24 protein-coding genes are annotated in these 21,985 nt (G+C 70.4%); 13 read left to right on the top strand and 11 right to left on the bottom strand.

The window, feature by feature from the left end; translation table 11 throughout:
- The 6 genes from INQ48_37660 to INQ48_37635 all read left to right on the top strand — a co-directional run bounded on the left by INQ48_37660 (nucleotide 1) and on the right by INQ48_37635 (nucleotide 4,822).
- A complete protein-coding gene (locus tag INQ48_37660; GenBank protein QRF61133.1) occupies nucleotides 1–1,314 on the top strand; it encodes a glycosyltransferase family 1 protein in 1,314 nt (437 codons plus the stop codon).
- A gap of 36 nt (nucleotides 1,315–1,350) precedes the next feature.
- Nucleotides 1,351–1,551, top strand: coding sequence for an MbtH family protein (locus INQ48_37655; protein ID QRF61132.1), 201 nt, complete (start codon nucleotides 1,351–1,353; stop codon nucleotides 1,549–1,551).
- A 28-nt stretch (nucleotides 1,552–1,579) separates the two neighbouring features.
- On the top strand, nucleotides 1,580–1,747 hold the full coding sequence (locus INQ48_37650) for a hypothetical protein (protein QRF61131.1): 168 nt from the start codon (nucleotides 1,580–1,582) through the stop codon (nucleotides 1,745–1,747).
- Between the two features lie 129 nt (nucleotides 1,748–1,876).
- Nucleotides 1,877–2,662: an alpha/beta hydrolase gene (locus tag INQ48_37645; protein ID QRF61130.1), complete on the top strand. Its 786-nt coding sequence runs from the start codon at nucleotides 1,877–1,879 to the stop codon at nucleotides 2,660–2,662.
- Nucleotides 2,663–2,738: 76 nt separating this feature from the next.
- Entirely contained in the window at nucleotides 2,739–3,419 is a 681-nt protein-coding gene (locus INQ48_37640; protein ID QRF61129.1) for a heavy metal response regulator transcription factor, read from the top strand.
- The gene (locus INQ48_37635; GenBank protein ID QRF61128.1) at nucleotides 3,416–4,822 is read left to right on the top strand and encodes a heavy metal sensor histidine kinase; all 1,407 of its coding nucleotides are present in this window, start codon (nucleotides 3,416–3,418) and stop codon (nucleotides 4,820–4,822) included. The genes INQ48_37640 and INQ48_37635 overlap by 4 nt, the downstream gene beginning before the upstream one ends.
- 1 nt (nucleotide 4,823) lies before the next feature.
- Here the strand turns inward: INQ48_37635 and INQ48_37630 are convergent, their stop codons facing one another.
- From INQ48_37630 to INQ48_37605, 6 genes are all read right to left on the bottom strand, one after another.
- Nucleotides 4,824–5,273 carry a type II toxin-antitoxin system YhaV family toxin gene (locus INQ48_37630; protein QRF61127.1) on the bottom strand — a complete coding sequence of 150 codons (450 nt, stop codon included), beginning with the start codon at nucleotides 5,271–5,273 and terminating at the stop codon, nucleotides 4,824–4,826.
- On the bottom strand, nucleotides 5,273–5,590 hold the full coding sequence (locus INQ48_37625) for a type II toxin-antitoxin system PrlF family antitoxin (GenBank protein QRF61126.1): 318 nt from the start codon (nucleotides 5,588–5,590) through the stop codon (nucleotides 5,273–5,275). The genes INQ48_37630 and INQ48_37625 overlap by 1 nt, the downstream gene beginning before the upstream one ends.
- Before the next feature lie 71 nt (nucleotides 5,591–5,661).
- Complete coding sequence (locus tag INQ48_37620) at nucleotides 5,662–6,654, bottom strand: zinc-binding dehydrogenase (protein QRF63138.1); 993 nt, start codon at nucleotides 6,652–6,654, stop codon at nucleotides 5,662–5,664.
- Nucleotides 6,655–6,686: 32 nt separating this feature from the next.
- Nucleotides 6,687–7,772 (bottom strand): isocitrate/isopropylmalate dehydrogenase family protein, encoded by a 1,086-nt coding sequence (locus INQ48_37615; GenBank protein ID QRF61125.1) that lies wholly within the window; start codon nucleotides 7,770–7,772, stop codon nucleotides 6,687–6,689.
- 13 nt (nucleotides 7,773–7,785) lie between these two features.
- Nucleotides 7,786–9,162 (bottom strand): MmgE/PrpD family protein, encoded by a 1,377-nt coding sequence (locus tag INQ48_37610; protein ID QRF61124.1) that lies wholly within the window; start codon nucleotides 9,160–9,162, stop codon nucleotides 7,786–7,788.
- Nucleotides 9,163–9,212: 50 nt separating this feature from the next.
- Nucleotides 9,213–10,190, bottom strand: a complete 978-nt coding sequence (locus INQ48_37605; protein ID QRF61123.1) for a tripartite tricarboxylate transporter substrate binding protein — start codon at nucleotides 10,188–10,190, stop codon at nucleotides 9,213–9,215.
- 103 nt (nucleotides 10,191–10,293) lie between these two features.
- Here INQ48_37605 and INQ48_37600 point away from each other — a divergent pair, with 103 nt between their 5' ends.
- The 4 genes from INQ48_37600 (at nucleotide 10,294) to INQ48_37585 (ending at nucleotide 13,538) form a co-directional block, all read left to right on the top strand.
- Nucleotides 10,294–11,250 (top strand): LysR family transcriptional regulator, encoded by a 957-nt coding sequence (locus INQ48_37600; protein ID QRF61122.1) that lies wholly within the window; start codon nucleotides 10,294–10,296, stop codon nucleotides 11,248–11,250.
- 91 nt (nucleotides 11,251–11,341) lie between these two features.
- Nucleotides 11,342–12,154 (top strand): alpha/beta hydrolase, encoded by an 813-nt coding sequence (locus tag INQ48_37595; protein QRF61121.1) that lies wholly within the window; start codon nucleotides 11,342–11,344, stop codon nucleotides 12,152–12,154.
- A gap of 5 nt (nucleotides 12,155–12,159) precedes the next feature.
- On the top strand, nucleotides 12,160–13,290 hold the full coding sequence (locus tag INQ48_37590; protein ID QRF61120.1) for a PAS domain-containing sensor histidine kinase: 1,131 nt from the start codon (nucleotides 12,160–12,162) through the stop codon (nucleotides 13,288–13,290).
- Nucleotides 13,287–13,538: a hypothetical protein gene (locus INQ48_37585; GenBank protein ID QRF61119.1), complete on the top strand. Its 252-nt coding sequence runs from the start codon at nucleotides 13,287–13,289 to the stop codon at nucleotides 13,536–13,538. Before INQ48_37590 ends, INQ48_37585 begins: the two co-directional genes overlap by 4 nt.
- Nucleotides 13,539–13,542: 4 nt before the next feature.
- Here the strand turns inward: INQ48_37585 and INQ48_37580 are convergent, their stop codons facing one another.
- From INQ48_37580 to INQ48_37570, 3 genes are all read right to left on the bottom strand, one after another.
- Nucleotides 13,543–13,875 carry a hypothetical protein gene (locus INQ48_37580; GenBank protein ID QRF61118.1) on the bottom strand — a complete coding sequence of 111 codons (333 nt, stop codon included), beginning with the start codon at nucleotides 13,873–13,875 and terminating at the stop codon, nucleotides 13,543–13,545.
- A 214-nt stretch (nucleotides 13,876–14,089) separates the two neighbouring features.
- A complete protein-coding gene (locus tag INQ48_37575; protein QRF61117.1) occupies nucleotides 14,090–15,619 on the bottom strand; it encodes a tripartite tricarboxylate transporter permease in 1,530 nt (509 codons plus the stop codon).
- Nucleotides 15,620–15,629: 10 nt separating this feature from the next.
- The gene (locus INQ48_37570; protein ID QRF61116.1) at nucleotides 15,630–16,055 is read right to left on the bottom strand and encodes a tripartite tricarboxylate transporter TctB family protein; all 426 of its coding nucleotides are present in this window, start codon (nucleotides 16,053–16,055) and stop codon (nucleotides 15,630–15,632) included.
- Between the two features lie 215 nt (nucleotides 16,056–16,270).
- Between INQ48_37570 and INQ48_37565 the strand changes: the two genes are divergently transcribed.
- Complete coding sequence (locus tag INQ48_37565; protein QRF61115.1) at nucleotides 16,271–17,470, top strand: hypothetical protein; 1,200 nt, start codon at nucleotides 16,271–16,273, stop codon at nucleotides 17,468–17,470.
- A gap of 21 nt (nucleotides 17,471–17,491) precedes the next feature.
- Here the strand turns inward: INQ48_37565 and INQ48_37560 are convergent, their stop codons facing one another.
- Nucleotides 17,492–18,307 carry a helix-turn-helix domain-containing protein gene (locus INQ48_37560; GenBank protein QRF61114.1) on the bottom strand — a complete coding sequence of 272 codons (816 nt, stop codon included), beginning with the start codon at nucleotides 18,305–18,307 and terminating at the stop codon, nucleotides 17,492–17,494.
- Between the two features lie 300 nt (nucleotides 18,308–18,607).
- Between INQ48_37560 and INQ48_37555 the strand changes: the two genes are divergently transcribed.
- A complete protein-coding gene (locus tag INQ48_37555) occupies nucleotides 18,608–19,567 on the top strand; it encodes an autoinducer binding domain-containing protein (GenBank protein QRF61113.1) in 960 nt (319 codons plus the stop codon).
- Between the two features lie 27 nt (nucleotides 19,568–19,594).
- Here INQ48_37555 and INQ48_37550 read toward each other — a convergent pair whose 3' ends face one another.
- Nucleotides 19,595–20,749, bottom strand: a complete 1,155-nt coding sequence (locus INQ48_37550) for a hypothetical protein (GenBank protein QRF61112.1) — start codon at nucleotides 20,747–20,749, stop codon at nucleotides 19,595–19,597.
- A 227-nt stretch (nucleotides 20,750–20,976) separates the two neighbouring features.
- On the opposite strand from INQ48_37550, the gene INQ48_37545 reads away from it, so the two are divergent.
- Nucleotides 20,977–21,981 (top strand): PhnD/SsuA/transferrin family substrate-binding protein, encoded by a 1,005-nt coding sequence (locus INQ48_37545; GenBank protein ID QRF61111.1) that lies wholly within the window; start codon nucleotides 20,977–20,979, stop codon nucleotides 21,979–21,981.
- Nucleotides 21,982–21,985: the final 4 nt, after the last annotated feature.

The raw sequence follows: 21,985 nt of genomic DNA, 5'->3' as shown, positions 1-21,985 counted from the left end.
ATGGCACGCTATCTCATCGCGGCAACCGCCCTGCCCGGCCACGTCCTGCCGATGCTGGCCATCGCCCAGCACCTCACGGGCCTCGGCCACGAGGTGCGGGTGCACACCGCGAGCCAGTTCAGGGCCCAGGCCGAAGCGACCGGCGCGAGCTTCACGCCCTTCGCGCTCGCCATCGACGGCGACTACCGCGATCTCGACGAGCGCTTTCCCGAGCGTCGCCGGCTGAACTCGCCGCATGCCCAGCTGTGCTTCGGCCTCAAGCATTTCTTCGCCGACGCGATCGAGGCGCAGCATGCGGGCCTGCGCGCCATCCTCGAGGACTTCGAGGCCGACGCCATCGTGGTCGACACCATGTTCTGCGGCACCTTCCCGCTGCTGCTGGGTCCGCGCGACGAGCGGCCCGCGGTGGTCGCGGTCGGCATCTCGGCGCTGCCGCTGTCGAGCTGCGACACCGCCTTCTTCGGCACCGCGCTGCCGCCGTCCTCCACGCCCGAAGGCCGCGCGCGCAACAAGGCGATGAACGCCAACCTGCAGCAGGCGATGTTCGGCGACGTGCAGCGCCACTTCGACGCCGTGCTGCGGCGCCTGGGCGCCGGCGCGCTGCCGGCCTTCTTCGTCGATGCGATGGTGCGCATGCCCGACCTCTACCTGCAGCTCACCGGCCCGTCCTTCGAATACCCGCGCAGCGACCTGCCGGCCTCGGTGCGCTTCGTCGGCCCGCTGCTCGCGCCGGCCAGCCGCGACTTCACGCCGCCCGAGTGGTGGGACGAGCTCGACGACGGCCGCTCGGTCGTGCTGGTCACGCAGGGCACGCTGGCCAACCAGAATCCCGCGCAGCTGATCGGCCCCACGCTGCAGGCGCTGGCCGGCGATCCGACGCTGCTCGTGATCGCCACCACCGGCGGTCCGGTGCCGCCCGCCCTGTCGGCCAACGTGCCGGCCAATGCGCGCGTGCTGCCCTTCCTGCCCTACGACCGCCTGCTGCCCAAGCTGCATGCGATGGTCACCAACGGCGGCTACGGCTCGGTCAACCATGCGCTGAGCCTCGGCGTGCCGCTGGTGGTGGCCGGCAGCTCGGAGGAGAAGCCCGAGATCGCCGCGCGCGTGGCCTGGTCGGGCGTGGGCATCAACCTCGGTACCGCGCAGCCGGCGGCGCGCCAGGTCGGCGATGCGGTGCGCAAGCTGCTCGCCACCCCCGGCTACCGCGAACGCGCGAATGCCCTGCGCGAGGAGTTCGCGCGCCACCGCGCGCTGCACGGCATCGCGCAGGCGCTCGAGGCCCTGCCGCGCGTCGAATTCCTGGAAGTGGCCTGAGCGCCGGCCCCTTCGCATCCCATCGAAAGAACCGCCATGACCAATCCCTTCGACGACAAGAACGCCAGCTTCCAGGTGCTGGTCAACGACGAGGGCCAGCACTCGCTGTGGCCCGCCTTCATCGCCGTGCCCGCCGGCTGGCGCGTGGCCCTGCCCACCACCGACCGCGCCGCGTGCAGCGCCTACATCGAGGCGAACTGGCAGGACATGCGGCCGCTCTCGCTGGCGGGACGTTGAGCGCGTCCATCGCATCGGGCCCCCGGCCATGATCTTCCTGTTCCTGCGCAGCCGCAGTGCCGCCGCGGTTCATGTGCGGCGGCTGCGAGCGCTCGTCCCCGAGCCCGCGGGCCATCCGTCCTCCGACACCCAGCGCCGGGCCGAGCGGCCGGGCAGCCGGAAAGCGGACGGCACGAAGAAGCCGCGTTCCAGATGACATTTTTGTAATCGAAATGTGCGATCCAGGTCGATGGCCTGGCGCCACAGTCCGCTCCAGAGCAGTGCCGGTCGTCACTGCATGACCCCGCGGCGCCGCAACCGGCACCGCCAGAACCTGGAGCCTTTCATGCATCGCAGAACCCTCATGGGCCGCATCGCGGCCATCGCCCTCGCCGGCGTCTTCTCTGCGGGCGCCGCCAGTGCGCAGACCGCGCCCCCGGCGCCGGTCGCCGTCCACAACGTGGTGCTGGTGCACGGCCTCTATGCCGACGGCTCGAGCTGGGGCAAGGTGATTCCGCTGCTGCAGGCCCAGGGCCTGCACGTGACCTCGGTGCAGAACCCGCTGAGCGGCTTCCAGGACGACGTCGACGCGGTCAAGCGCGTGCTGGCGCAGCAGGACGGCCCGACGCTGCTGGTCGGCCATTCGTACGCCGGCATGGTGATCAGCGAGGCGGGCACCGACCCGCACGTAGCGGGCCTGGTCTACATCGCGGCGCGCGCGCCCGATGCCGGCGAGGACTACGCGGCTCTCACTCGCAAGTTCGCGGCCGCGCCCGCCGGTGCCGGCCTGCAGTGGGACACCAACGGCTGGGGTTCGCTGAGCCAGCCGGCCTTCGTGAAGGACTTCGCGGGCGACCTGCCGCCGGCCGAGGCACTCGCCTACTACGCGGTGCAGCAACCGTTCGCGCGCGCCATCACCACCGCCAGAACCACGGTGGCGGCCTGGCACGACAAGCCGACCTGGTATGCCGTCTCGCGCCAGGACCGCACCATCGATCCCGAGCTGCAGCGCTTCATGGCCCAGCGCATGAAGGCCAGCACGGTCGAGCTCGACGCCAGCCACGTGTCGCTGCTGTCGCAGCCCCAGGCCGTGGCCGACCTGATCGTGAAGGCGGCGCAGGGCCGGCGCTGAACGCGCGGCCCGGCGATAGACTGCGAAACCGCCGCGTCGGTCGAGCCGCCGGCGGCGGCCCCCGGAAGGACACAACATGCGCGTGCTCGTCGTCGAAGATCATCCCAAGCTGGCGGACTACCTGCGCAAGGGACTCACCGAGAACGGCTACGTCGTCGACGTCGCGGCCAACGGCATCGACGGCCGCCATCTCGCGGTGAACGGCGAGTACGACATCGTGGTGCTCGACGTGATGCTGCCCGGCATCGACGGCTTCGCGGTGCTCAAGGCGATCCGGGCCGCCAAGGACGTGGCGGTGCTCATGCTCACGGCGCGCGACCAGGTCGAGGACCGCGTGCGCGGCCTGCAGGACGGCGCCGACGACTACCTGGTCAAGCCCTTCGCGTTCTCGGAGCTGCTGGCGCGCCTGACCGCGCTGCGCCGCCGCGGCGTGCGCTCGGGCGGCACGTCGGAGCCCACCACGCTGACCCTGGGCGAGCTGCAGCTGGACCTTGCGCGGCGCAAGGCCTCGCGCGGCGGCCAGGCGCTCGAGCTGACCAACAAGGAATTCCTGATCCTGGCGCTGCTGATGCGGCGCCGCGGCGAGGTGCTGTCGCGCACGGTGATCGCCGAGCAGGTGTGGGACATGAACTTCGACAGCGACACCAACGTGGTCGAAGTGGCCGTGCGCCGCCTGCGCGCCAAGCTCGACGATCCCTTCGAGACCCCGATGCTGCGCACCGTGCGCGGCATGGGCTACGTGCTGGAGTCCGCGTGAAGGCACCGCGGGTGCGCTTCGGATCGATCTCGGCGCGCCTGGTGCTGATGCTGGCGGTGGTCGCGGTCGCGGTGTTCGCGGCCACCGGCTACCTGCTGCACAAGGCCCTCGAACAGGTGCTGATCGCCGACGAGCGCTCGGACCTCAGCGGCAAGACCGAGGTGGTGCAGCACTTCATCGACGAGGTACGCACGCCGGCCGACCTGCCGATGCTGCGGCGCCATCTCGCGGCCACCAGCGTGGGCGGACGCTACCGCTGGAACGTGTGGCTGATCGCGCGCGACGGCGAGATGCTCTACGGCGCCGAGCCGATGCCGCCCACGCTGCGCGGCGAGGGCAACAAGGTCTGGCTGCAGCGGCAGGACGGCGTGGTGCTGCGCGGCGCGCACTACCGGCTCGACGAGCACGCCATCTTTCCGGGCGCGCAGGTGCTGATCGGCATGGACCCGCGGCCGCGCGCCGAGATGCTCGACCGCTACGACAACTACGGCCTGCTGGTCGGCGCGCTCGGCGTGCTGTGCACCGTGGCGCTCGGCGCCATCGCCACGCGGCGCGGCCTGCGCGCGCTCGCGGACCTGTCGCGCGAGGCCGCGGTGATACGCCCCGGCGGGCTGTCGCAGCGCCTGACCCTGCCGGCCGACAGCACCGAGCTGCTGCCGCTGGCCCTGCGCTTCAACGAGGTGCTGGCGCGCATGGAGGATGCGTGGACCCAGCTCGAGGGCTTCAATGCCGACGTGGCGCACGAGCTGCGCACGCCGCTGGCCATCATGATCAACGGCGCCGAGCTCGCACTCGCGCGCGACCGGCCCAAGGACGAGATGCGCGAGGTGCTCGAGTCGCACCTCGAGGAGCTGCGCACGCTGGGCTCGATGGTCAACGACATGCTGTTCCTCGCGCGCGCCGACCGCGGCGATGCCGCCGAGGACCTGCGCGAGCTCTCGCTGGGCGAGCAGGCGCGGCAGGTCGGCGAGTTCGTCGAGGTCTTTCTCGAGGAGAAGCGCCAGCGGCTCGAGATCGAGGGCGATGCCTCGGTGCCGGTCAATCGCGTGCTGCTGCGCCGCGCGCTCGTGAACCTGCTGACGAACGCGTCGCGGCATGCGCCGCGGGAGGCCGTGATCGGCCTGCGGATCGAGGCGCTGCCGGAAGGCGCGCGCATCACCGTCGCCAACCCGGGCGATGCGATTGCGGAAGAAGTGCGGCAGCACATGTTCGAGCGCTTCTGGCGCGGCGACAGCTCGCGGCCGAGGACGGGCGAACGCTTCGGGCTCGGGCTGGCGATCGTGCGGGCCATTGCGCGGATGCATGGGGGGGAGACCTTCGTGCAGGGCGCGCCAGGCGTCAACGAGATCGGGTTCACGCTGGGTCGCAATGGGGCCAAGCGCGACCCGGCTGGCGCTCGTTGAGCTATCGCCAATCGACCTTGCTCGTGGCCATCAGCGCCGCCCAATCATCGGGTGGACTGCCTCGCCCCAGCATCTTTTCAAAGACAGCGTACGGATCCGACTTGCTGCCCGCCGATCGCAAGGTCTGCTCGTCATTGACCCATGCATAGACGATGGCTTTCGCCTTCGAGTCGTAGCGAAAAAACAATCGAAAGCGCCTGCCGACCTTCGCGCGGCGCCAGTGGCGAAATTCAGCCCCCAGGGTGTTGCCCTGGCGGAATTCGTCTCGGGCCGGATCGCTCGGCACTACATCCACGATCAGTTGGCTCAGCGCACGAAACAACTTGACGTTGGCATTGCCTTCGAATCCTTGCGGGTCGCTCTGCTCGGCTTTTTCCGCCGCCGCTTGCAGCTTGCGCAACTGCTCGATCACGCACTCGTGAAACAGCAGCGTCCAGCCATGCCGTTGCATCAGAGCGCAACCTCGCCTTCGATGTCTTCATCGAGATTCACCGCGTGGCCAGCGCTCGCCAACATGGCCCGCGCCAAGTCCTCCGGCAGCGACTGGAGGTGGCGCCCGGCCCGGATGTCCGCTTCCAGCAATGCCAGGAAGGCGCCGATGGCAGGGTCCTCGTGTTCCGCATGGGCGCGAGTCACGACGACCTCTCCATCGCGCAGATCGAACGCCACCTTGCCGCCGATGTCGACGCCTAACGCTTGCCGGATGGACTTCGGCAACGTGAGCTGCCCCTTGGAGGTCAGCGTCGCAATTTCATGGATTTCGGACATGGCGGCCTTTCGTGCTGGCAATGTCCTCAGATGGTAAGGAAATTTCCTTACCACGTCAAACACTGGCACCTTCAGGGGCGGTCGCTGTCCTGTCCGCCCGGCATGCGCAGCACGATCTTCCCGACATGCGCCCCAGCCTCCATTCGCGCCTTGGCCGCCGGCAGTTCGTCGAACGCCACCACCTGGTCGATGCGCGGCCGGATGCGCCCGGCCGCGAACAGCGGCAGCACCTCGGCGACGAAACGCGGCACGCCCGAGGCACGCTGGGCCTTGGTGCGCAGCTTGTTCGACACGCCGAACAGCACCAGCCGCCGCGCATGCAGGGCCTCGAGGTCGAGCTCGGCATGCAGCACGCCATCGACATGGCCCACGGTCGCGTGCCGTCCCTCGAAGGCCATCGCGCGCAGGTTCTCGGCGAACACCGAACCGCCGACCGTGTTGACGACGAGGTTCGCGCCCTTGTCCTCGGTGGCCCGCAGCACGGCCGGCGCGAAATCGGCGGCGCGGGTGGGCAGCGCGACGTCGAGCCCCAGCGGCGCGAGGGCCGCGAGCTTGTCGGCCGAGCCCGAGGTGCCGATGACGCGCGCGCCGAGCGCCTTGCCCAGTTGCAGCGACGCCACCCCGACGCCCGAGGACACGCCGTTGACCAGCAGCCATTCGCCGGGCTGCAGCCGGCCCTGCAGCACCAGCATGTCGAACGCAACCAGGAAGGCCAGCGGAATGCTCGCGGCCTCTTCCCACGACAGCGCCTGCGGCACGGCCATGGCCTCGGCCGCTTCCATCAGCGAGTACTCGGCGAAGGCCCCGGCGCAGCGGCCCATCACGCGATCGCCGACTTGAAATCCACTAACGGCATTTCCAACATCGACCACCCTGCCTGCACCCTCCCCGCCGGCCGGACGCCAAGCACCCGAAGCGCCGTGGCTCGCCAGGAACTCGCCCCGGTTGAGCGATGCCGCATGCAGGCGCACCAGCAACTGTCCCGGACCCGCGGTGGGCACCGGCACCTCGCGTTGCTCGAGCACGCCGCCCGCCTCGCTCATCCGCATCCAGAAGGACTGCATGGTGGTCGCTTCGGTCATCAAGAGATTCCCCTTCAGGCACTCAGGTTGCGCAGCACGGCCTTCGTGAACGCCACTGTGTTGCCGCTGCCGCGGATGTCGCCGGTGCGCGCCGAACGATCGGCCAGCGCGGCCGTGGTGGCGCGCGACATCGACGCCGCCATGCGCACCGCGCCATCGTTGCCACGGCTGTGGCCGAGCCAGTCGAACAGCATGCGCGTCGACTCGATCATCGCGTAGGGATTGGCGATGCCCTGCCCCGCGATGTCGGGCGCCGAGCCGTGCGTGGCCTGCGCCATCGCGATGTCGCCGTCGCCGATGCACAACCCCGGCGCCATGCCCAGGCCGCCGACCAGGCCGGCCGCCTCGTCCGAGAGGATGTCGCCGAACATGTTGGTCGTGACCACCACGTCGAAGCTCTGCGGATCGCGCACCAGCCGCATCGCGAAGGTGTCGACGATCACGTCGTCCACGCGCACGTCGGGGTACTCCTCGGCGAGCTTGCGGCACTCCTCGACGAACATGCCGCAGCCGAGCTTGAACACGGTGTCCTTGTGCACATAGGTCAGGTGCTTGCGGCGCTGGCGTGCGAGTTCGAAGGCCGCGCGCGCCACGCGCCGGCTGCCGGTGCGGGTGATCACGCGCACCGACAGCGTGACTTCGTCGTTGGGCCGGAACTCGCCCGAACCCGCCACCATGTTGCGGTCGGGCTGGAAGCCCTCGTTGTTCTCGCGCACGATCACCAGGTCGACGCCATCGTGCAGGCAGCCGATGTCCGGGTACGAGCGCGTGGGCCGCACGTTGGCGAACAGGTTGAAGGTCTTGCGCAGGATCGGATGCGGGTTGATCGCGTTCGGTCCCTTGGGATAGGCGCGGTGGCCGATGGGCCCGAGGAGCCAGCCGTCGAGCGTGCGCAGGGTCTCGAGCGTGCCGGGCGGCAGGGTGTGGCCGTGGGTCTGGAGCGCGCGTGCGCCGATCGGCAGCGGATGCCAGTCGACGGCCACGCCGTGCAGCTCGGCGGCCGCGCGCGCGATGTCGACCGAGGCGGGCACGATCTCGTGGCCGATGTCGTCGCCGTCGAGGATGCCGATGCGAAGCGATGGAATGTTTTTGTTCGTCATGCGTGCCTCCTGTTCAAGCCGAAGGCGCGGTCAGTGCGGTCAGCGTGCGCAGGTCGGGCAGCGCGGCCAGCGTGCGGCACACCTCGGTGATCCGGCCCGAACGCTGCGCGCCGAGCAGCGGCACCGCGAGCGCGTCGAACTTGGCCTCGAGCTGCGCATCGGACAGCGGGTTGTGCATCGAGCCGATCGCGTGATCGACCTGCACCTCGACGCGCCGGCCATCGCGCAGCAGCGCGCTCACATGCACCGACTCCTCCGCGATGCCGTCGTCGACCACCGCCTGCACCCGGTTGCGCAGCGCGACCACGCGCGGGTCGTTGACCATCGCATCCGAGAACTCCTCCTCGCCCGCACGGCCATGGATCAGGCCGACGGCGCAGCCGTGGTAGACGCTGAACTTGCCCTGCAGCCCGTCCTTCGGTTCCTTCTTGCCCGTGAGCTCGAGCACCAGCGAATGCACGCGCAGCTCGATGCGTTCCACGTCCTCGGGCGCGATGCCCTGCGCGCGCAGCCGCACGCAGGCGTCGATGCTCGGATGGATCACGATGCCGCAGGCGAAGGGCTTGTAGGTGTTGAAGGAGATCTCGAAGCGCTCGCCGAGCTCGTCGGTGACCTCGTGCCAGGCCCGCTTGTCGGAAGCCACCTGCACGAAGCCACGCGGCGCCTCGAGCGCCCGTTCGCTGGCCGTGAAGCCCTGGCTCGCGAGCAGCGCCGACATCAGGCCCGCGCGCGCCGCGGCGCCCGGATGGAAGGGCTTGGTCATGGTGCCGAACTGCTCGCGCAGGCCCACGGGCTGCGAGGCCGCGATGCCGATCGCCATCGCCGTGCGGTGTTCGTCCAGTCCCAGCAGCCGCGCGCAACCCGCGGCCGCGCCGAGCATGCCGGTCGAGCCCGTGATGTGCCAGCCGCGGTCGTAGTGGTCGGGGTACATGGTGTTGCCGATGCGGCAGGCTACGTCGATGCCGAGCACCAACGCGTCGATCAGCTGGCGGCCCGAGGCCCCGCGGTGCTCGCCGAGCGCGAGCAGCGCCGAGGCCACCGGGCCGGCCGGATGGATGATGGTCTTGAGGTGCGTGTCGTCGAAATCGAAAGTGTGCGAGGTGATGCCGTTGACGAGCGCCGCGCTGGCCATGTCGACCTTGTCGGCGCGCCCCGGCACGCTGGCCTGCGGCGCCGGCTCGAGCATGCGCACGGCGGCGATCGCGGCCTCGGCCGCCTCGTGGCGCGCCGCGCCGATCGCGCAGCCGAGCCAGTTGTAGAAGGTGCGATGCGCCTCGCGCTCGACCGCGTCGCTCCAGCCGCGCGAGGGATGCGTGGCGACGAAGCGGGCCAGGATGGCGGTGACGGGAGGGGCCGAGGTGTCGGCGGAAACGTGCGTGTTGCGGGCCACTGGAGTTCTTGCTGGTTGCGTTGAGAAAGAGAAAGGGGAGCCGGCCGGACCTACTCGTCGAGCTGGATGTTCCGGGCCTTGGCGAGCGCGGTCCAGCGTGCGATCTCCGAGCCGATGTACTTGCCGAACTGGTCGGGCGTCATCGGCCAGGGCTCGACGGCCTCGCTCGCGAGCTTCTCGGCAAGGTCGGGCGCCTTGAGCACCGCGACCTGGGTCTCGTTGAGGCGGCGCACCACGTCGGCCGGCATGCCCGCGGGGCCGACCGAGCCGTACCACTGCATCGCGTCGAAGCCCTTGAAGCCGACCTCGTCCATCGTCGGCACGTCCTTGAGCTGCGCGCTGCGCTTGCTGCCGGTGACGGCCAACGCGCGCATGCGGCCCGAACGCAGGTGCGGCAGCGCCGCCGCGAGCCCCGGGAACATGGCCTGGGTCTGGCCGCCGAGCACGTCGTTGATGGCCGGCGCGATGCCGCGGTACGGCACGTGCACCATCACCACGCCGGTCTCCTGCTTGAACAGCTCCATCGTCATGTGCGTGAGCGAGCCCGCGCCGGCCGAGCCGTAGCTCACCTTGCCGGGATTGCGCTTCACGTAGTCGACGAACTCGGCCACTGTCTTCGCGGGCACGTCGGCATTGATGGCCAGCACGTTGGGCGTGGCGCCGATCATGCCGATCGGCGTGAAGTCCTTGATCGCGTTGTAGCTCACGCGGCGCGTCGCGGGCGTGGTGCCGTGGGTCGCCACATAGCCCTGCATCAGCGTGTAGCCGTCGGCCGCGGCGCGCGCCGTGTTCTGGCAGGCCACCACGCCGCCGCCGCCGCTCTGGTTGTCGATGACGAAGGGCTGGCCCAGCGCGCGGCCCCAGCGTTCGGCGACCACGCGGGCGATCATGTCGTTGCCGCCGCCGGCGGCGACCGGCACGATGTAGCGGATCGGCTTGCTCGGAAAGTCCTGCGCGATGGCGAAGCGGGGCATCGCGATGGTGGCCGAGACCGCGGAAGCGGTCAGCAGCAGTTGGCGGCGTTGCATGTCGTTGTCTCCTTGTTCTGCCGCGCATCTTCTGCCTGGGCGTCATTGCAGTAAATTGCAAGTTTTTGGGGGTTTATTGCATGAACTGCATGAGTGAGACCCGATGCTGAAGCCCTCGCTGGCCGACCTGCGCGCCTTCGTCACCGTGGGCGAGCTGCAGAGCTTCGCCGCGGCGGCGCGCACCCTGCACCTGTCGCAGCCCGCGCTGTCGCGGCGCATCTCGCACCTCGAGGAACTGCTGGGCGTGCGCCTGTTCGACCGCACCACGCGCAGCGTCGAGCTCACCCTGCTGGGCCGGCGCTTCCTCGGCCAGATCCGCGGCCTGGTCGACGACCTCGACCGCTCCGTGCTGAGCCTGCGCGACGCGGCCGAGCTCGAGGCCGGCGACGTCACCATCGGCTGCGTGCTGTCGACCGTGCACCACTTCATGCCGCCTGTGATCCAGGCCTTCCGCGCGCGTCATCCGCATGTGCTGGTGCGCATCATCGAGGAGGGTGCCGACGAGGTGCTCGCCAGCGTGAAGCAGGGCGAGGCCGATTTCGCGCTCAACTACATCGGCATGCAGGACTCCGAGGTGGAGTTCACGCCGCTGCTCAAGGAGCCCTACGTGCTGGCCTGCCCCGCGGACCATCCGCTGGCGCGGCGCAAGTCCGTGGGCTGGGAGGAGCTCGCCCAGTACCCGCATGCGCGCGTCTCGCAGGCCAGCCGCAACCGCCTGTTCATCGACCAGGCCCTGGCCGAGCTGCCGCCGCTGCCGCGCCCGGTGTGCGAGGTGCGCCACGTCTCCACGCTGATCGGCATGGTCGAGAACGGCCTCGGCGTGGCCGTGGTGCCGCAGCTCACCTTGCCACGCAAGCCGGCGGCCGTGGTGGGCGTGCGGCTGGAACGGCCCGAGATCGGGCGCACCATCGGCGTGATCCGGCGCGCGGGGCGCAGCCTGTCGCCGGCGGCGGCGGCGTTTCTGGAGATGCTGGCGCTGGCGAGCCGCTCGAGCGTGGGGCCGGCCAAGGCGGCCAAGGCGGCGAAGGCCCGGTCGCCGCAACGCACGCGCCGGTCTTGAACGAGCGGCTGGCGTTCACCGAATCGGCGCAAAATGGATACTTCTTGCTACTCCTCTCGCCTCATCGCCTCAGACCGCGTCTGAGCTTTTCATGAACGTCCACCACCGAAACAACATCCGGATCCAGGGTTCCGGGCCGACAGCCATCGTCTTCGCCCATGGATTCGGATGCGACCAGAACATGTGGCGACTCGTGGCGCCACGGTTCGCGGATCGCTACAAGGTGGTGACCTTCGACCTGGTGGGCGCCGGCCAGTCGGACCTCGATGCCTACGACGCCGCGAAGTACTCGAGCCTCCAGGGTTACGCCGACGACCTGCTCGAGGTCGTCCGCGACGTGGCGACGGGCCCCGCGATCTTCGCGGGCCACTCCGTCAGCGGCATGATCGGCCTGCTCGCCGAGCTGAAGTCGCCCGGCACCTTCGCGGCGCAGGTGATGATCGGCCCCTCGCCGTGCTACATCGACGATGGCGACTACGTGGGCGGCTTCGCGCGCGAGGACATCGACTCGCTGCTCGACACGCTCGACAGCAACTACCTCGGCTGGGCGAGCAGCATGGCGCCCGCCATCATGGGCGTGCCCGAGCGGCCCGAGCTCGGCGAGGAGCTCACGGCGAGCTTCTGCCGCACCGACCCGGACATCACCAGGCAGTTCGCTCGGGTCACCTTCCTGTCCGACAACCGCGAGGACCTGGGGAAGCTGCGCACGCCCACGCTCATCGTCCAGTCGTCCGAGGACCTGATCGCGCCGCTCGTCGTTGGCGAGTACATCCACCGGGTCCTCCCCCACAGCACCCTGCGTGTCGTCGAGAACGTCGGCCACTGCCCTCACCTGAGCGCGCCGGGCGCGTGCTGCGATGCGATCGAGGCCTTCCTCGCCGCGCTGCCGCTTGCGTCGGCGTGAGCCGGATGACGCAGGCCATCCCCGACCTCGCCAGCCTCTTCGACGAGGCACCGTGCGGCCTGCTCGTGACGACGCGCGACGGCACGATCGTCAAGGCCAACGGCACCTTCTGCGACTGGATCGGCATTCCTCGCGACGAACTCGTCGGCGCGAAGCGACTGCAGGACCTGTTCACCATGGGCGGCCGGATCTTCCATCAGACGCACTGGGCGCCTTCGCTGCAGATGCAGGGATCGCTGGCCGAGGTGAAGTTCGACCTGCGCCATCGCGACGGCCGGACCATCCCCATGATCCTCAACGCCCGCCGGCGCCAGCGGCCCGAAGGCGAGTTCGACGAGATCGCGGCCTTCGCCGCCGAGGACCGCAGCCGCTACGAACGCGAGCTGATGGGTGCCAGGCGCAAGGCCGACGCGCTGCTCGAGGCCGAGCGCGAGACCCGCAGCCTGATGCGGGACCGCGCGTTGTTCGCCGAGCAGATGGTCGGCATCGTGAGCCACGACCTGCGCAATCCGCTGTCGGCCATCCTGATGGGGGTCCAGATGCTCGAGCATGTCGAGGGCGAGCGCCGTACCCGCATCCTGGGGCACGTGCGGCACTCGGCCGACCGGGCACGGCGGCTCATCGAGGAGCTGCTGGACTTCACCCAGGCACGCGTCGGCAAGGGCCTCACCGTCAACCTCCGGGCGATCGACCTGCACGAGGTGGTCGACGGCGCGCTGGCGGAGTTGCGCCTGGCCTACCCGGGCCGGACGATCGAGTACATGCCCGAAGGCGACAGCGCCTGCGTGGCGGACGCCGACCGTCTCGCGCAGCTGATCGGCAACCTCGTGAGCAACGCGGCCGCATACGGCCAGGTCGACACGCCCGTGTTCGTCCGTTCGGGCGTGGCCGGCGCCACGGCCGAGATCGTGGTGCGCAATCTCGGCGCGCCCATTCCCGACGCGGTGCTGGCCGACATGTTCGAACCCATGGTCCGCGGCGAGACCGGCAGCAACACCGTGCGCAGCGTCGGGCTGGGCCTCTTCATCGTCCGCGAGATCGCGCGCGCCCATGGCGGCGACATGAGCGTGACGTCGACGGTGGCCGATGGCACTTCGTTTGGCCTGCGCTTTCCCGCGCATGCCGAAGCGCCATGATCGCCAGGGTCATCGCGAACCTGTCGTGGGCCGCACTGGGCTTTGCCATGCTGGCCGGCATCTTTGCCGCGTTCGGGGCGCTGCTCCACCTGCTCGCACTTGCCAACGGCCTGCTGCGCGGCTTCCGGCACGACGACGCCGCCAATGACCGCCGCCATGCGACGCACATGTTGGCGGCCGCCGGCATCTGCGCGCTGATCGCCGCTGCCGTGGGCGGTCTCGTGCTTCTCATCGCGTCATTCCAGTGAACGCCTACACATGTCCCAGGTCATCGAGCCGGCGAAGCGCCTCGGCCCCCTCCTCGGACGCCTGCAAGATGGTTCGCAGGATCTCGGGCGTGATGGGCCGGCCATCCTCTGCGACGAGAGGCCGATGCCCGCCGCCCTCCAGCGCCGAGAGCAACGCGCGCGCCTTGGCGAAGACGTCTTCCGTCCGATTGGAGAAAAGCTCCTGATCGAACACCGGGATTCCGCTGGAAAGGCGCCCTCGCACATCGAGGACCCCGAGCTTCGTCACGCGCCGGATCTCGCTAACCAGCGAAGCGGATGGGTCGCACGGCGCGGTGGAAATGGTGACGCGGCTCATCTTCGTGGGGAGGCGACAGGGAATGGATGGTCTTGGCCGGATGCTACCGCCATGGACGTGCCGGCAAACGAGGGTCGCCTCTCCCCAAAAAGAAAACGCCCGATGAGATCCATCGGGCGTCCATCGCCGGCTTCAACGGGCCGGCTCCGTGTCCTTCTCGGGCATCAGCCCGTGAACGACGGCTCAGTGCGAGCTTGCCGGGCGCAATCGCCCCTCAAGCCCCATGCGCCTCGCTCGCCGGCAACGCCGCCGGCCCCGCGCGCCGCGCCTTCTGGATCGAGCGCACGAAGGCCACGAGCTGCCACACCACGAACACGCCGATCAGGCCCAGCAGCGTGGCGCTGATCGGGCGGTTCACGAACACGCCGAAGCTGCCGCGGCTGATCAGCATCGCGCGCCGGAAGTTCTCCTCCAGCATCGGCCCGAGGATGAAGCCCAACATCAGCGGCGCGGCGTCCAGTTCCAATCGCATGAAGGCATAGCCGAGGCAGCCGAACACGGCGGTGATGAAGATGTCGTCGAGGCTGTTGTTGACGCTGTAGGTGCCGATGCAGCAGAAGAACAGGATCGACGGGAACAGCACGGCGTACGGGATCTTGAACACCGACAGCCAGTAGCGCACCAGCGGCACGTTGAGCGCGAGCAGGAAGCAGTTGCCCACCCACATGCTGGCCACCAGGCCCCAGAACAGGTCGGGGTGGCTGGCGATCATGTTCGGACCGGGCTGGATGCCCTTGATCACGAACGCGGCCAGCATCAGCGCCATCACCGGGTTCTCGGGGATGCCGATGCTCATCAGCGGGATGAAGCTGGTGCGCGCGGCGGCTTCGTCGGCAGCGGCCTGGCCGGCCACGCCTTCGATGCAGCCGGTGCCGATCTCGTGCTTGTACTTGCTGACCTTCTTGTCGATGGCGTAGGCCGCGAACTGGGCGATCGAGGGACCGCCGCCGGGCAGGATGCCCAGGAACGAACCGATAGCACCGCCGCGCAGCGCGCTCGGGATGATCCGCTTGAACTCGGCCCAGGTCGGGATCAGGTTGATCTTGCCGTTGAAGGGCGAGCGCTCCTCGCGCGCGTCGAGGTTCTTGGTGATCTCGGCGATGCCGAAGCAGCCCAGCGCGATGCTCACCAGGCCCACGCCGTCGGCGAGGAAGGGCAGGTCCATGGTGTAGCGCTGCATGCCGCTGTTGACGTCGGTGCCGATCTGGCCGAGCAGCACGCCGATGAAGCACATCGCGAGGCCGTTGAGCAGGCTGCCGGTGGTCACGAAGCTCACGCACACGAAGCCCACGAGCATCATCGAGCAGTAGTCGGCCGGGCCGAACAGGAAGGCCACTTCGCCGAGCATCGGCGCCATCCACGCCAGCACGACGATCGCGATGGTGCCGCCCACGAAGCTCGAGAAGCCCGCGGTGAACAGCGCCAGGCCGGTCTGGCCCTTGAGCGTCATCGCGTACCCGTCGATACAGGCCACGATGCTGCTGGCATGCGGGATCTTCATCGTGATCGCGCTCACGCTGTCGCCGTACTGGGCGCCGTAGTAGATGCCGGCCAGCATGATCAGCGCGCCGCCGGTGGGGATCGAGTAGGTCAGCGGCAGCAGCAGGCTGATGGTGGCCAGCGGGCCCAGGCCCGGCAGCAGGCCCACCAGGGTGCCCACGGTACAGCCGATGGCGCAGAACAGCAGGTTCTGCATGGTGAGCGCGTGCGAGAAACCGAACGCGAGATTGTTCAAGACTTCCATGGCGCGGTCCTCAGAGCAGGGGCAGGTTCAGGCCCAGCAGCTTCTGGAGCGCGAAAGCCATCGCGACCAGGCCGAGGGAGATCTTGACGTTGCGCACCCACGAGTACGAGAGGCCGGCAGCCGTCGAGGCGAACACCATGAACACGATGCCCGCGACCATGTTGATGTGCTCCGAGATCAGCGCGAAGCCGCAGAGGCTGCCGATCACGATGCCGATGTTGCGCAGGTTGAGCTCCATCGGCTGGCGCGCGACGAAGCGCGAGCGGATCACGGTGGCCACGCCGATCAGGCCGAGCAGGATGCTGACGATGAACGGGAACATGCCGGGACCCGCGCGCGAGAAGTCGCCGATCGGGTAGTTGCGCGCGGCGGTGATGCCGAACAGGAGGGAAATGGCGATGAGGAAGAGCCCTCTGCCTAGGTTGCGGTCGTTCATGTCTGTCTCTGTGGGCGTGCCTGCGCAGCGCGCTTGCGGCCTGTTGTGATGGAGGCAGGGATGCTCGGCGTCGGCGGCTGACCGAAAACTGACACGCGGGCCTCGGGAACTACGTACGGCCGACTACGCCGCAGGTAATCGACGGCCCGCGCCGGCGCGGCGAGGATGCGCGCCTTGCGCCGCTTCTACGCGTTTACCCGAATACCGGAGTCCGCTTGAAAACCTCTAGCCCCCTCGCCCCGATCCGCCCCGCCTGGCTGCTGCTGGCCGGCGCGGTCCATGCCGCCGCCCTCGCGCAGAGCGCGACCGTGACAGCCGCGCCGCCGCCCGCGCCTTCTCCCATGGCCGCGAACGCGCCCGATGCCTGCAGGCTGATGCCGCGCGCCGACCTCGAGGCGCTGTTCCCCGGACGCCCGGTCACCGACAAGGGCCCGACCCTGAGCCCCCTGAGCCGCGGCCCGCAGTACGCCGAGAGCTGCACCTACGTGGTGCGCCTGCCGAGCCCGACCTCGAAGACCGATGTCGCGCGTTTCGCGAGCCTGACCGTGATCCGCTGGGGCGACTCGCCCGCGGTCGGCCGCGGCACGGCCAGGGACAGCTTCGCCTCGCTGCGCACCGCGCGCGAACGCGTGGCCGCCGATCCCAAGGTCAGCCTGCGCATCGAGCCGCTGGCCGACGTGGGCGAGGAGGCCTTCCTCGAGACCAGCGCGCACCGGATCGCCGTGCAGGCGCGCAAGGGCGACCTGATCGTGCTCGCCAGCCTCGATCCCTATTCGAGCCAGACGCCCGGCAATGCGAGCGCGCTCGCGCGTCAGGCGCTCGCGCGCTGGCAGCCGGGCGTCGGCATGGTGGCGGCCGCGGCGCCGATCGCTGCCCAGGCGGCGGTGGCGGTGCCGGCCGACACGCGCGTGTCGCAGACCGCGCCCGCCGACCAGTGGCCCGATGCCTGCGCGCTGATGACGACCGAGGACGTGAAGGCCGTCTTCCCCGACATGACGATCGCAACGCCGGTGCAGTTCAAGGGAAAGATCACGCACGAGTCGCGCGAGAACCGCATCGAGGAGATTCCCAAGCCGATCGGCTGCCTCTACAACCTGCGCCGCACCGACACCGTCGACGGCAAGCGCGTGACCGTCTCGCACCAGGTGCAGATGAGCGTGCGCAACCTCGCGTCGACGCCCGCGTTTTCGCAGCGCTACTTCGAGATCTCGCGCAAGGTCGGCGAGCCCAAGACGCCGGTGGCGGGCCTCGGCGACGAGGCCTTCATCGACATCCTCAACCGCATCCAGATCCGCAAGGGGCTGCTGAGCGTGGAGGTGCGCGTGGGCGGCGGCGAGCGCGACGCGGCGCTGCATGCGGTGGCGCGCGAACGCGTCAACGCGCTGGCCGCGCGCGTGGCGGCGAAGCTGCCCTGACGCCGCGCCGGCGTCGCGCCCTCAGCAGCAGGCCTCCGCTTCGGCATCGGCGTCGCTCATCACCTCGCGCGTGTGCGCATCGGCCGCGAACCACAGCTCGATGCGCAGCGACGAGGAGTTGATGTCCTGCGGAATGCCGAAGGCGCTCTGGAAGGTGGAGAAGCTCAGCACGCCCAGCGACGTGTCGAAGCTCAGGTTGAGGCTCGGCGTGGCGAGCCCCAGCGAGGGCATCTCGGGCAGCCGGCCGTAGCGCCGGTGCAGCGACTCGGCCAGCCGATCGACGCGCGGGCGCAGCGACGGGCGCAGCCAGCTCTCGGTCTGCAGTTGCGCGAGCAGGCTGGCGCCGACCTGCGCCGCGTTGCGCGAATGGCTCAGCAGGCCGTCGTCGTGCGCCACGCAGTCGATCATGTCCAGGCCCTCGAAGCGATGCCCGATGGCCTCGCAGTAGGCCGGCATCACGACCGTGCAGAGCCACTGGCCCGCGCAGTTGGTCGCGAGCATCTTCCAGTCGGGATCGAACACCAGGCCCGGCAGCGGGTTGTGCAGCTGCACCATGCGCTGCAGCGCGGCCTCGTTGGCGTCGGTCATGCCGATCCACGAGGCGCCCTCCGCGCCGGCGACGGTGGTGAAGCCGCCGAGCGACAGCGCCGCGTTGCGCAGCGAGGTCGGCGCCTCGACCTCGTTCATCCAGGCCAGCAGCAGGTCGCGGCTCGGCGCGGCGCGGCCGGTCTCGAGGAAGCTGACGTGCCGCTGGGACACGCCCAGCCGCAGCGACAGATCGAGTTGGGAGATGTTCTTGCTCGCCCTCGTATGGCGCAGCAGCGGAGGCAGGCTCATGGGATCGGGATCCAGGGATCGAAAAGCCCGCCATTGGACCCGATCGGCGCGCCAAACGCTTCGTCGCGGACGCAACAAACACGCGTAATCGGGGTAACAGGCGGTAGCGCCATTGCGCATCGCGGCGGCCATTATCTGGAAGGTTATCGACGCCCTTCGGCAGCGGCGGCAACATGCCTTCACACCGTTGCCAGAGGCCTCTCGCGCACCGGTCGCAGCGCCGGTCCGGCGTTCCCCGGACCGCACGCTCGCCGCGCGCCGCGCGCGGCCTCCACCCGCCTCGTCCACCGCATCGAACCCTTGCCCGCCGCCCATGTCTTCCTGCCGTACCGACGCAGCGCGCGCTCGTCCGAACTGCCGCAGCCGCGCGCCGAAACGCCACCGCCCGCCATGCCGTCGGGAGACCCCATGCTGCGCGGCATGACGGGGCTGCCGCCGCACGGCGCGGCGCCGGTGCGCTTCGTCACCGACGGCCCGCTGCCGCACGCCGTCGACGGCGGCGCTGCGACCGGCGAGGACGACCCGCTGCTGCGCATGGGCCCGATGCTGCATGCGCTGGGCTTCCAGTGGTTCGCCTACGGCACCGTGGCGCTGGCGCAGGGCCGGTGGCGGCCCTCGAGCTTCTTCACCGGCCATGCCAATCCGCGCTGGACCGAACGCTATTTCTCGCAGCAATACCAGGAGGTCGATCCGCGCGTCGAGGCCGCGCAGCGCAGCGCCGGCCCGTGGGTCTGGGACCGCGACGGCCTCGCGCGCCAGTGGCCGCCCGAGGACACCCGCTTCGCGCTGCATGAGCGCTTTCTCGAGGACCTGCGCGCCAGCGGCATCGGCAGCGGCGTGCTGTTCAGGCTGCCCGCGCCGCCGCTGTCGTTGCCGCTGGGCGAGCACACGCTGGTGAGCCTGCAGTCGGAACGCACGGACAGCGCGTGGATCGGCGCGGGCATCGTCGCGCTGGCCCGCATGCTGGCCGAGGACTTCCACCGGCGCGTGCAGTCCTGTGGCCTCGCCTCGGCACCGGCGGCCAGCCCGCTCGGCGACATCGGCCACGCGTCGAGGATGCTCAGCGCGATGCAATTGCGCATCCTCGAGGAACTGCGGCAGGGCCGCGGCGACAAGGAGATCGCGCACCGGCTGCAGATGTCGGGCCATGCGGTCGACTACCACCTGCGGCAGCTGCGCGCGCGCTTCAAGGTGCGCAACCGCGTGCAGCTCGTGAACGCGGCCGCGCGCGCGATGCCGCCCGGCGCGCCGGCCGCCTGAGCGCGATGTGCGCGAGGCCTTTCGGCCTCACTCCTGCGGAAAGCTCGCCACCAGCAGGCGCACCAGCTCGGCCTGCCGCTGCACGCCCAGCTTGGCGAAGATCTGCTTGAGGTACTGCCGCGCGGTGCCCGCCGACAGCGCCATGAGCCCGGCCGCGCCGGCCAGGTCCTCGCCCTTGCCGAGCAGCACGGCCAGCTCGGCCTCGCGCGCGGTCAGCCCGTAGGCCTCGACCAGCCGGGCCGCGGCGATGGTGCCGTCGGTGCCGGCGTTGTGCACCATCACCGCCACGCGCGCGCTGCCGAACTCGGCCTGCGCGGACAGGCTGGCCGCCGGCACCACCGACAGGATCAGCGGCCGCAGCGGCGGCATGCGCCGGATGGTCACCGGCAGGCCCCGCGCCGCCACCGCGCCCTCGCTGAGCGCCGCGCGGCGCGACTCGGGCGCGAGCTCGGCCGCGAGCCGCACCGCCTGCCGCAGCCGGCGGTCTTCGGCGCCGTCGCGCGCGCGCAGGCCCTCGCGGTCGGCGCGCAGGCCGCAACCGGGTTGCGCCAGCAACGCACCCGCGCTGCGGTTGAGGAACACCACGCGGCCCGCGGCGTCGAGCAGCATCACCGCCTGCGGCGCGAGGTTCAGCATGTCGTGCGCCGCGTCGACGCTGGCGCGCGTGCGCTGCCGCAGTTGCGCATGCAGCTGCTCGATGGTCCGCAGGTGCGGCACCAGGGCCTGGATCGAGGCCAGCTCGTCCTCGCGGAAATCGTGGCCCGATTCGAGCGAGCGGCAGTAGCTGAGGCCACGCCAGCCGTCGTGCTCGCGCCAGTACGACACCGCGGCCAGGCCGCCGTTGAGCGGCCGCAGCACTTCCTGGTAGAGCTCGGTGCTGGCCATCGCCCGGCGGCTCAGGAAGGTGGAGGTGCGCACCGGCAGGCCCGAGGCCGTGAGCCGGATCAGCGACTCGTGGTCGGCCATCGTGAGCCACTGGCCGAGCTCGCGCTCCTCGACCTGGCCGAACTGCGTGCAGGCGCGCCACTCGGTGTCGCCGTCGTGCATGCTCGTCATCACCACGTGCTCGGCGCCGATGCACTCGCGCAGCACGTTGAGGTCGACGCCGCCGGCACCCGGCGCCGCCACCTCGGCATACAGGCGCCGGACCGCGTCGGCCAGCGCCGTGGATTCCAGACCCATGTTCCCTCCTGTTCGGGAGTAGCGCGCGCGGAGGCGGATGCGCAGACTCCAAACCCTGCTGTCATTGGCCGGACGGCGGCCGCGCCATGGCGCGCCGCGGCGCGTTCGGGCTCTACCAGCGTTCTTCGTGAATCCGCATGGCACCGTCCTTCCTTCCCCCTTCGCATGCACCAACGGGTGCCACCCGGCGCGACGCATTGCTGCGTGTCGCGCGCGGCGGCGCCGGCATGCTCCTGTTGTCGGGCTCGCGTCTAGCGCCAGCCTCGGCGGCCTCGAGCGAGGCCTTCTCCCCTGCGTCTTCCGCCCGGCTGCGCTTCGCCCTGCCGCTGCTCGACGAGGCCCTGGCCTCGCGCGCCGCGTGGGAACCGCTGCTGCACCCGCTGTGCGCCGCCGTCGGCTGCGCGCTCGAGACCGCCACGCTGTCCAGCCTCGAATCGCTGGCACGGGCCGTCGCGCACGCCGAGGTCGACGCCGGCTTCCTGGCCCCCGAGGCCGCGCTGCAGGCGGTGGTCGAGGGGCGGATGCGGATTCTCGCCCAGGCGAGGCGCCCCGCGGCCCAAGACCCCAATCGCGCGGTGCTGCTGGTGCGCCGCGCCGCTCCGCCCGATGCGCTCGACCGGCTGCTGGCCGAGCCCCAGGACTGGCGCATCGCCTACGGCGAGCGGCGCTCCATCGCGGGCTACGTGCTGCCGCAGGCGCGGCTGTTCCTGCCGCGCGGCATCGACATGGAGACCGCCTTTCGCACCGAGACCGTCGGCTCCACCTTCGCGGGCAGCCTCGCGCTGGCCAACGGCGATGTCGACATCGCGACCGGCACGCTCGACGACCACCGCCTGTTCTGCCGACGCTTTCCGCCCGAGGGCCGGCAGCTCAGGATCGTCTGGCAATCCGAGCCCCTGCCCGCCGAGCGCTTCGCCATCCGCGCCGACTGGCCGCGCGCCACGCGCCAGGAGCTCCGCCGCTTCCTGCTGCGCTACGGCACCGCCGCCGGGCCGCGCAGCGCCCGGGAACGCGCCGTGCTGCGCGCGCTGAACGCGCCGGCCGGCTACGAGGCCGCGCCGCATGCGGCCCTGCTGCCGGTGGCGCAGCTGCAGCGCGACCTCGCGCTGCAGCGCGTGCGCGCCGCTCGATGGACCAGCGATGCCGCGCGCGGGCGCCGGCTGGCGCAGATCGCGGCCGACTACGAGCGGCAGAAGGCGGTGCTGCTGCGCGACGAGGAGCGGGCGGCCTGAGTGC

This window comes from Variovorax paradoxus (assembly GCA_016806145.1).
In the GTDB taxonomy this organism is placed as follows: Bacteria; Pseudomonadota; Gammaproteobacteria; order Burkholderiales; family Burkholderiaceae_C; genus Variovorax.
The sequence above is the reverse complement of the archived record's forward strand: the minus strand, read 5'-3'. Positions and strand labels throughout refer to the sequence as shown.